The sequence below is a fragment of the Staphylococcus sp. EG-SA-14 genome (assembly GCF_017151935.1).
GTDB lineage: Bacteria > Bacillota > Bacilli > Staphylococcales > Staphylococcaceae > Staphylococcus > Staphylococcus aureus.
This window is the reverse complement of sequence record NZ_JACVZM010000085.1, coordinates 1-258: the sequence shown is the minus strand read 5'-3', so window position 1 is coordinate 258 and position 258 is coordinate 1. Positions and strand designations below refer to the sequence as shown.

The 258-nt window shown below is 32.9% G+C and carries 1 pseudogene; it reads left to right on the top strand.

The annotated features are described in order from the left end of the window. Position 1 precedes the first annotated feature (1 nt). A pseudogene (gene saeR / locus IDG63_RS14390) lies at positions 2–258 on the top strand (response regulator transcription factor SaeR); the annotation flags it as partial.

The window sequence follows — 258 nt, the reverse complement described above, 5'->3', positions numbered from 1 at the left end:
CGTGGATGATGAACAAGACATTGTAGACATTTGTCAAACCTATTTTGAATATGAAGGTTACAAAGTAACAACGACAACTAGCGGTAAAGAAGCAATTTCTTTACTATCAAATGATATTGATATCATGGTACTTGATATCATGATGCCAGAAGTTAATGGTTACGACATTGTCAAAGAAATGAAAAGGCAAAAATTAGATATCCCCTTTATCTATTTAACTGCCAAAACACAAGAACATGATACCATTTACGCCTTAAC